Source organism: Shewanella sp. MF05913 (assembly GCF_059758095.1).
The window spans coordinates 1-9,208 of record NZ_JCAYNT010000040.1 but is presented as its reverse complement, the minus strand read 5'-3'; the positions used below and the strand labels follow the sequence as shown (position 1 = coordinate 9,208).

Below are 9,208 nucleotides of genomic sequence, written 5' to 3'. Positions count from 1 at the left end.
CAGTAGGCGCGGCGTCGATTGTGGTAGGGGTGTTCAAACGTGACATAAATTTCTCCTAGTGATTTGAAAGACAGCACGCTGTATTGGCGTGGAATAAATTGTATTTAAGAAGGTTCTGCTTGATAATCCGTTGCTATCAGACAGCTCATCTTCACGTCTTGCGCAGTCGCCATTTCAGTGCCACTACACACCTTCGTTGACGTCACGCCGTCCTGATTTCTAAGGAGGTCTTCGAGACTCCAAAAACACCCTCCGGCAACGATCACATTATTTATTTTTCATAAAGCCTCCTTGGTTTTTATCTATTTACTAATGGAACTGAATTTACAGCATGTAAAATAGATATAACATGCTCAATAGTTCGTATAATGTGACTTATTAGACAGTTTACGTAGGGGCTATGTATGGATGCAGACTTTGGATATCAGATTAAAAGAGTTGTGAAATTAAGGGTTCACGAAAAACTGCAAATATAGGGCAAATCAGATTGTCTATACCCATAATTTAGAGCGCCCGAGCATCAGGAACTCACTGAAAGCAGACGTTTCTGAAAATAAACAAGGCACAGCGCTTGAAAATTTCGAGACATCAACGTTTTGCCAAAAGGCTAAAAATGCGTGCACTACTCATTTCGCATTTAAAGAGAGCATCGGTTATTAGGCAATAACGATGTGGCCAAAATTTGTCGACCACTACACTATCTCGTAAACGAGTTTGATAGACGTCAACTAGTACGTATTTTTAGTGTAAGGTCATATTAATGCACGATGCTAAACTCTGCTGTGAGCTAGGTAGGATGTATAAATACCATAAATATTTCAATGCTTTACTTTTTAAAGCTCAAGTGAGTTACTCAGTTCCGACTGTTGGTGGCAGATTTGGAATCTCGCGATTTGTCTTAAATGTCAGCCAAGCAAGTCTCTCGCTAATAAAGTGTTGACTATCCCTGACAAAGTAACAATTTCTTGCCATAATCAGACTTAAGCACTTTACTTAGAGTGTATGTGCGCCGCTTAATGCATCAATGCTGCTAATTCCCTGATTGACATCAATCACTTTGTTTCCTGTTTGATACTCTGAGATAAACAAGATCGAATGATGCAAAAGGGGACTATTTAAATACTGAGGGAACAAATGGCAGTAGATTTGAGCATAGAAACCGCTCTGCTCCTAGAGCGCTGGCAAGGCATTGTAAACTCGATGGCTCAAGTCGCGGAAGTGCCTTGTGTGCTGATTAATCGATTAGATAAAAACGAAATTTGTCAGGCTGTTGGCAGTGTGTCAGTACCAACTTTTTATTGCGGTGAACCTGTTCCATTGGCACTTAACACTTATTGTTCCCAAGTCATTTCCAGTAACCAGCCATTACTAGTTGAAAATGCAATCGGTACCCGATATGAAAACAATAACCCAACATTTGCAGCAGGCTTTAGTTATTACTATGGCCTGCCATTGCTTTGGCCTAGCGGAAAAACTTTCGGTACTTTGTGTATGTTGGACTTTTCAAGCCCAGATCGGGCATCACAACACTGTTCCTTACTCACACTTTTTAAGCAGGCCATTGAATACGATTTACAGATGCTTCAACAACAGCAAGATCTGCTAAAGCGTGAGCAACAAGCAGACAAAAAATTTATACAACTATTCAATGAGATGTCAAATAGGATAAGACCGGTAACTAATAATAAGTTGCTTCAATCTGAGTTGTTTGTACTTTTGACAAGCCAATACCAATACTGGCATCAGGAACTGGATAAGCAGCTTAATCAAACCGTCCTGACTGATGAAAACTCCATTCATATAGCGGCACTGGTTCGAATTTGGTCAAATTTGTTGGCGATTGCCCATGAAACAGAATGGTTGAGAGCTACGGCAGTTCTAGAACCTTATAGTTGTGATGCTGTTGCGTCACTGGTCAATGCAACTCCATTATTAGAACAAGCAGTGTATAAAACAGCGCTGACCCTTGGTGCTGATCTCGTTTTGAGGAGTCATTTGCCTAATCCACTGTTACTAAGTGGGAAACCAGAGTTATGGTCTCTGATAGGACTAGCTATCACGAGCTTTTTAGTTGTTGGCGCCAGCGGTACAAGTATAACTATTTTTGTCAGTAACCGATTAAAAGGTAAGTACAGAGTTTTGGAATGGTCCCTTCTTGTAAAAGGCCAGACGATGCCGCTGCGTTTTACCCGCGATAATCAAGCGCTTTATGGTTTTGCAACAGTATGTGCCGAGTTAGCGGGTGCTGTTCTTGAATCTGGTGAGTGGCAATTAACTGAGAGTCTTCAGCAACAGAGTCGTTATCTCAACTCAAATCGTGATCACGTTGACGACATTGAAAGCAGGAATGCTTCAAGAACTGCTAATGGCATAACCAGGCTTATCTGCTTATCGATACCGGTGATGGGAGACGATTTATAAACACTCAGCGATGATCAGCGAAGTTGTGTTTTAGTTTTCTTGTTGGCACTACATCCGGTATGGCGGCCTTTAATCTGAGAGTGACACTTGGGATAACTGAAAAACTGGCTGTGATTCTGCTGAACGGAGCTTGGTGCTAAGCATGTTGGCGTCATTCAAAGCAAGGTCAACACTGCTATAAACGTTTACGATTATCTGACGGACGTGCTGCTGCGCGTCAACCAACATCCAGTAAGCAAGGTACATGAACTAATGCCGAAGTTACGGAAAGCTCAGTTCGAAAGCGCATTACAGCGTTCAGCTCTATTTAGCAATCCCGATGCTTCGGTAAAATAAGCCACGGAAAATGCTCCGGAGGCCGCATGCACACTAAATAGATGACGTTAGACGAAGAGTTGGATTTAAACGAGCAAATTATAGAGCCTGCGACCGGAAAAGCCAAAAGTTTATAAATACAGCTAAAACTCAAATCAAGCAGGCGAATATTGTACAAAACAATACCATTGCTACAGAGATAACTTCAAGTCTGACAGATCTATGCTAGAGTTAAATCAACGATTTAATTCATTTTTCTATGCAGGATCTTTGAAAAATGTAGTAGAAAAACGGAGAAGTACATGACCTTTAGTTTAGCTCAAACAGCTAGTGCAGAAACCACACTAAAAGCACCTGCTGAAGCAGATCAGAACCTGCGGGATATCACTGAACTGGCGTGTTATATCTGTGATGCACCAGTGGCTATGGTGACGCGAACCGATGACACAAAGCTGAATCTAATTGCAAAAGTTGGTATTTCGCGTACCTCTGTATTAATTAAAGAGTCCTTTTGCGTGTATGCAATGGAAACACCTGATGCGGTAATGGTGGTCCCTGACGCTACTTTAGATCACAGATTCAGTACCAATGCTATGGTGATTTCAGGACCTGGCTACCGATTTTATGCTGGCTCGCCGCTGATTGATCCCGAAGGTGCAGTGATTGGTACTATTTGTGTCTATGATCATGTTCCTAAGCAGCTGAACCAGCGGCAGATAAGCTCTTTGCAGGCTCTGTCCAGACAAGTGATCGCCATACTGGAGCTGAAAAAAGTCGGCGAACAATTACATAATACCAGCATGACGGATGCGCTGACAGGGGTGAACAACAGAAGAGCTTTTGACCTCAAGTTTGAAGCTGAATTTGCTCGCTGGCAAAGAACAGGACAATCTTTTGTACTGGCATTGATTGATATTGATCACTTTAAGAGTTTTAACGACAGCTATGGTCATGCCGCAGGAGATGAGGCACTGAGTCAAGTCGCGGCTCTGTTTCAGCGCCATAGCAGGAACTATGACTTTTTCGCCCGTTATGGTGGTGAAGAGTTTGTGCTGATCCTGCCAGGCACAGACACAGCGTCCGCAAATAAAACACTGGAAAAGTTAAGGCTGGTAGTGGCTAACCATGAGTGGTTATTACGACAATTAACGGTCAGCATAGGTTTGGCCAGCGCTGATTTATTTGACGACAAAAAGCAGTTGCTCGAAGTCGCCGATCAGATGTTATACAAAGCTAAAACCCAAGGCCGCAATCAAACCAGTGTGTTCGCCACACTGTAAGAGATCTGTTCATGCTGCGCTGATCTCAAGACCTCATAAAAACTGAGGTCTTGCTTCGGTCGATAAGCTGGTCTGATATTGGCATTATTTATTCCTTTCAAATACATGGGTAATGCGACTTACACAGATTTTTTATGCTCTCTTGGACTCCATGTGAAGGAGATCGTCACATTCTTTACATATAGAAAATAGAGTTCTTTAGCCAGCTGCAATTTCAGATTAACCGATTCGGTAAGCTTTCTGCATTTCCGGAGACAACTTTTTTAGCCAGCTTGAGAGACTGAAGCCTTTTCTATCGGTACTATTTAATTTAGTAAAATACAGATGTTCATCCCAGCGAGGACCGAAATCTACTTCTGCAAGACTTACAAGCTGTTTGTTTCTGCGAAGACGATGCTTTTGATGGTAATCTTCGGCGGGCCAAAAATAACCATTTTGTTCTCCGGCCTCAATCACCTCGGGAGATTTCTCCTTTCCAATCGCTTGAATCAGTTCTTCAGCTACTTGTTTTTGCTCCAGATCAAAAACAAAAAGTATCTGGCGATACTGGCCCTGCTTTCTACCATGAACAGACCATGATTCAAAACTTCCAAGAAGTTCCCTGTAGCTGATTTGGTCTTTATCGTAGATCACTCTGACGACTTCGGCGTGTCCGTTGATGTTGCGGTAACTCGGATCCAGAGTTGATGCTCCAGCGTAGCCAACACGTGTTTGCACTACTCCCTGCGTCCCTCCAAAATTAGAATCCGGTCCCCAAAAGCAACCCATGCCGAAAACCGTTTGACTAAGCTTCCCGATTTTCAATGCTTCTTCGATTGCTTCAGGGGTTGCAAATTCATAGCTTTCAACACCGTCTTCTTTATTCATTTTTAGATCCGACATATTTTTCACCTAACTTTCAAAAATTGAAGCCACTCCCATTCCTCACGCCGTGCAAACGACGATAAGACCACGTTTTCCAACACCAGCTTGATGAAGTATCTTTGCTAAAACTCCGCAGCATGTTTCTTGGTAACACAACTGCGGAAAATTGCTGTAATCATTGATCTTACTGCTTATTAAGTTATTAATAATTCTAAAAAACTCATTATTTCATTGAAGCTTCCAACCACCTGTCAAGGTCCTTGAACTTGGGGTTTCTCAGCTTCTTTGTCCCAACCACTATTGTCGGGAAATTCAGCTTTCCGTTCGAATAGAGGGAGCACAGTTCATCAGCAGCCGCGTCGTCTTCATGAACATCCAAAAAAACAAACTGGCTCCCTTTTTCTTGCAAGTACGAATGGTAAATCTTGGTTTTATGGCAGTCTTTATGACCGAACAGCTTAATCAACACGAACGGCTCCTTTTTTCAAAAGGTTCACTTTCATAAACCCCCTCGATTTAAAAATTATTCTACAAACTTCAATGACTCCGAGTTAATACAGAATCGGACCCCTGATGGCTCAGGACCGTCTGGAAAAGCGTGCCCCAGATGGGCTTCGCACACATTGCATAGCACTTCGATTCTGCGCCCGAAGGTCGTATCCAGTTCATATTGAATTACGTTGTCTGCGACTGGCTCAGAAAAACTCGGCCATCCCGTTCCCGAATCGAACTTTAGGTTCGAGTCAAAGAGTTCGGTGTCGCAGCCCACACAGGCGTACCTTCCAGCTTCATAAAATGAACAGAGTTCTCCGGTGTGCGCGCGTTCGGTGCCTTTCATCCGCATGACCCGAAATTGCGCTGGCGTCAGAATTTCTTTCCACTCTTCCTCGCTCTTTTCTACTTTTTTGGGAGGCGCGGGAGTGCCGTTATCCAGGTAGTTGTAAATGCTTTTCCAATTGAACATATATTTGCTCCTTTATTTTAGGGTTCACTCTTTAGCTATCAATCCACGAGAAGAAGTCTGTAGCACTACCAATGAATTCTCCATCCACAAAAACTTGCGGTACAGTTTGGAGATTTGTTCTTTCCTTCAACTCCAGGTAAGTCTTCGGATCGTCGTCTACGCGAATTTGTTTGAAATCGACCTTTTCAGCAGTTAGGTAATTCTTCACGCGTGCGCAAAATGGACAATGGTCTTTCGTATAAATAACAACATTCTTAAGTGCTTTCATTTTTTCCTCGTTCATTTGGTTCATGATTTAGTCTCTTTCAAAATGGCAAGAGTATCCGCTGGGATTCCTCTGCAAATAGTTTTGGTGATATGCCTCAGCGTCGTAGAATTCTTTTTCCAGGGTGACGGTCGTGACCACTTCATTCTCGAAGCGACCGATCTCATTGACCTCATCAATCACGTTTTCGATAATCGCTTTCTGTGCATCGTCACGATAGAACGCTGCCGAGCGATACGAAGTGCCAACATCATTTCCTTGGCGATTCTTCGTAGTCGGATCATGGATTTTGAAAAAGTAATGTAGAATCTCTTCGAGAGATATTTCGTCTTGGTCGTATTCCACGCGAACCGCTTCGGCGTGCCCCGTTTTCCCTGTTATAATATCGGCGTAGGTAGGATCATCAAAATCTCCGCCAGAGTAGCCCACCTTCGTTGACGTCACACCGTCCAGACTCCTAAGGAGGTCTTCGAGACCCCAAAAACACCCTCCGGCAACGATCACATAATCTAGTTTCATAAAGCCTCCTTAGTTTTCATCCACTTACTGATTAGACTGACTTTACAGCATGTAAAATAGATATAATATGTTCAATAGTTCGTATAACATGACCTATTGGACAGTTTACGTAGGAGCTATATATGGATGTTCTCAGTGAAATTTTAGATAAGGTAGAGCTTACTAGCAGCTACTGGTATAGAACCTCATTTGCGGGAGACTGGGGTATTAATCTTCCACAGGAAGAGAATCTAGCCAGATTTCATATCGTCACTCATGGCGAGTTTTGGTACGAGGTGCCAAAACTTAAACTTAAGGCCTTGGCGGAGCTGGGGGATATTTTGATCTTATTCAAAGGGATGGAGCACACCATGACCAGTGCGCCAAAGATTAAGGCCGAGCCGGCGGTCAAATTTAGATCCAAGGCCAACCTCACCGAAACTCAAGTTCTTGAGTACGGCGATCAGAGCAAACCAAAAGCAAATGTCGTTTGCGGTCATTTTTGTTTTAACGGCGGACCCGATCATCCATTCTTAAATTCACTGCCAAACATTGTTCATATCAAGAGTGCTGAGAACTCCCACTCACCTTGGCTTGCCATGCTATTAAGTATCATAGAGCAGGAAGCAAAATCAGGGCTTCCTGGAAGCAACACGTTAGTCAGAAAGCTGACCGAAATTATCTTCGTGCAAGCGTTAAGAATCCACATGTACAAATCCAATAAAAATGCTGGATTCTTCAAACTGATCGAAAATCCGCAACTCAGCAAAACCTTGGAAGCTATTCATCATAGTCTCGATAAAAAATGGGGTCTTGACGATCTCGCCGGGATTGCGGGGATGTCGCGTACGAACTACAGCGTCAAATTTAAGGAGCTGTCAGGCATGACACCTCTTGATTATTTAACCTATTGTCGGCTTGAAAAAGCAAAGCAGCTGCTTAAAGAATCCGGTAAGTCTGTTCCCGAAGTGAGTGAAGCCATTGGGTATCCGGCACATGAACACTTTCAAAAGTTGTTTAAGAAAAAAATTGGCAAAACTCCTAGCGCGTACAGAAAAGAAAATTCTGAAAAGGTGTAAAAATGAATATCTATAACTCTCCTGTTACCAAAATAGCTTTCTGGGTCATAGTCATTGGTGGTGCGGCTTGCCTGCTTATCCCTTTGTTTGCACCTCTTCTTCCGCTGCAATATTTGAAAGGGTATGGCGAAATAGGTGATGCTTTGGGAGGTATTTCAAGCCCATTCGTACAAATTTTGGGTTCAGTGGTCCTCTTTCTAGCGCTGAAAGCCCAGATTGACGCTAATGGCTTTCTCCAGCAGCAAATCGAAAAGGAGTACACTAAGGAGCAATTGAGGCATGAGTTGAATCAGCTTCACGAACTTTATATGTTCGTGGAAAGAAACATTAAAAATTTTAGCTATGATCAGGAAAAGACCGTTGATGGCAAGTCGCAAAATATCCTTCTGCATTCTAGGCGAGCGATTAAATGTTTCATTGAGGACCTAGAGGGGTTGAACGTTGATATTCACAAAGATGACGACATTTTAATGTTTGACGGGGTTAAAGAAATCATGAGTATTTTGAACAGCGTTGACCTATATTTCGACAAAATTAAAGACAGCGAAATTGCACCTTATCACAAGAATTTTTATAAAACACTAATGCAGCACGAACTTCTCTTCAGCGTTTTTCCTTACCAAGATCTCGACAATCAAGCGCACCTAAAGCAAGAAACTTGCCCAGAGTGCGGTGAATATCATGCAAACTATCCACCTCTGATTTATGACCGGCTACAGGAAATTAAGAAAAGTTTCTCCTGATGTATTATGGATATTTATTCGGTATCGGTCCTACCAAAAAGCTATTTGTAGTATCTCGAGTACGTGCTGTGGTGTAGTAATTCCAATCTTAGAAAACTCAAAGCTTATTCTGAAACTATCGGAATTGTCGGTTGGGTGAGACTTAGTCGCCCCGTAAAGCCTTATCGGGGCGGCAAAGATAACTTTTTATATCACTGCTATTGATGACGTCCTTTGTTTACTAAAGTTGTAAGCCCTTATTCTTTGTTTTAGACCTTCAACCACTCCGGGCTTGTCACTAGGAGAGTCCCCTTGGCTAACCTTAGCCGTCAGATCGTATTCAGCGATTTCTAGCCGGTCCCCCTGAATCATTTTACGCCAACCGTTCCACAACTTAGGGTCAAGCTCTTCGGTACGCCAACCATCGGTCGGTTCGCTCCGACTCGCTAAAGCCAGATCCCTGATTTGGTTCTGGAGCGTTAGATCGTCAATCATGCCTAAACGACCACTACACCTTCAGAAGATTAAAAACGGACTGTGTGCCAACGATAGTCTATAGTTCTTTTGCTGAAGCAGAGCGGGAAATACTGGATTACATGCTGGCTATTACAGCCAGCTCAGGTCACATCACTATAACGGTGGTTTGGATCCGAATGAATCCGAGCGCAGATATTGGCTTGGCTACAACGAAGTGGCCAAAATTAGTTCACCACTACATACAGCGTACTGTCTTTCAAATCACTAGGAGAAATTTATGTCACGTTTGAACACCCCTACCACAATCGACGCCGCGCCTACTT

10 protein-coding genes and 1 pseudogene are annotated in these 9,208 nt (G+C 42.9%); 5 read left to right on the top strand and 6 right to left on the bottom strand.

Annotated features, from left to right (window positions below):
- Positions 1-104 precede the first annotated feature (104 nt).
- Positions 105-266, bottom strand: a complete 162-nt coding sequence (locus AC19MV_RS22630; protein ID WP_223290059.1) for a peptide-methionine (S)-S-oxide reductase — start codon at positions 264-266, stop codon at positions 105-107.
- Between the two features lie 868 nt (positions 267-1,134).
- On the opposite strand from AC19MV_RS22630, the gene AC19MV_RS22625 reads away from it, so the two are divergent.
- Together AC19MV_RS22625 and AC19MV_RS22620 are read left to right on the top strand one after the other, a co-directional pair.
- Complete coding sequence (locus AC19MV_RS22625) at positions 1,135-2,421, top strand: GAF domain-containing protein (protein WP_000257537.1); 1,287 nt, start codon at positions 1,135-1,137, stop codon at positions 2,419-2,421.
- Between the two features lie 617 nt (positions 2,422-3,038).
- Entirely contained in the window at positions 3,039-4,016 is a 978-nt protein-coding gene (locus AC19MV_RS22620) for a sensor domain-containing diguanylate cyclase (RefSeq protein WP_002119794.1), read from the top strand.
- Between the two features lie 219 nt (positions 4,017-4,235).
- Here AC19MV_RS22620 and AC19MV_RS22615 read toward each other — a convergent pair whose 3' ends face one another.
- From AC19MV_RS22615 to msrA, 5 genes are all read right to left on the bottom strand, one after another.
- On the bottom strand, positions 4,236-4,883 hold the full coding sequence (locus AC19MV_RS22615) for a peptide-methionine (S)-S-oxide reductase MsrA (protein WP_223846397.1): 648 nt from the start codon (positions 4,881-4,883) through the stop codon (positions 4,236-4,238).
- Between the two features lie 220 nt (positions 4,884-5,103).
- Positions 5,104-5,349 carry a glutaredoxin family protein gene (locus tag AC19MV_RS22610; RefSeq protein WP_011711656.1) on the bottom strand — a complete coding sequence of 82 codons (246 nt, stop codon included), beginning with the start codon at positions 5,347-5,349 and terminating at the stop codon, positions 5,104-5,106.
- Positions 5,350-5,403: 54 nt separating this feature from the next.
- Positions 5,404-5,844 (bottom strand): peptide-methionine (R)-S-oxide reductase MsrB, encoded by a 441-nt coding sequence (msrB, locus tag AC19MV_RS22605; protein WP_005403705.1) that lies wholly within the window; start codon positions 5,842-5,844, stop codon positions 5,404-5,406.
- 31 nt (positions 5,845-5,875) lie between these two features.
- On the bottom strand, positions 5,876-6,136 hold the full coding sequence (locus AC19MV_RS22600; protein ID WP_005403706.1) for a glutaredoxin: 261 nt from the start codon (positions 6,134-6,136) through the stop codon (positions 5,876-5,878).
- Positions 6,137-6,139: 3 nt separating this feature from the next.
- Positions 6,140-6,628 carry a peptide-methionine (S)-S-oxide reductase MsrA gene (msrA, locus tag AC19MV_RS22595; RefSeq protein WP_069785042.1) on the bottom strand — a complete coding sequence of 163 codons (489 nt, stop codon included), beginning with the start codon at positions 6,626-6,628 and terminating at the stop codon, positions 6,140-6,142.
- 122 nt (positions 6,629-6,750) lie between these two features.
- On the opposite strand from msrA, the gene AC19MV_RS22590 reads away from it, so the two are divergent.
- From AC19MV_RS22590 to AC19MV_RS22580, 3 genes and pseudogenes are all read left to right on the top strand, one after another.
- Positions 6,751-7,686, top strand: coding sequence for an AraC family transcriptional regulator (locus tag AC19MV_RS22590; protein WP_432339164.1), 936 nt, complete (start codon positions 6,751-6,753; stop codon positions 7,684-7,686).
- A 2-nt stretch (positions 7,687-7,688) separates the two neighbouring features.
- Complete coding sequence (locus AC19MV_RS22585; protein ID WP_432339163.1) at positions 7,689-8,429, top strand: hypothetical protein; 741 nt, start codon at positions 7,689-7,691, stop codon at positions 8,427-8,429.
- Between the two features lie 494 nt (positions 8,430-8,923).
- Positions 8,924-9,153, top strand: a pseudogene (locus tag AC19MV_RS22580) (IS3 family transposase); the annotation flags it as partial.
- Positions 9,154-9,208: the final 55 nt, after the last annotated feature.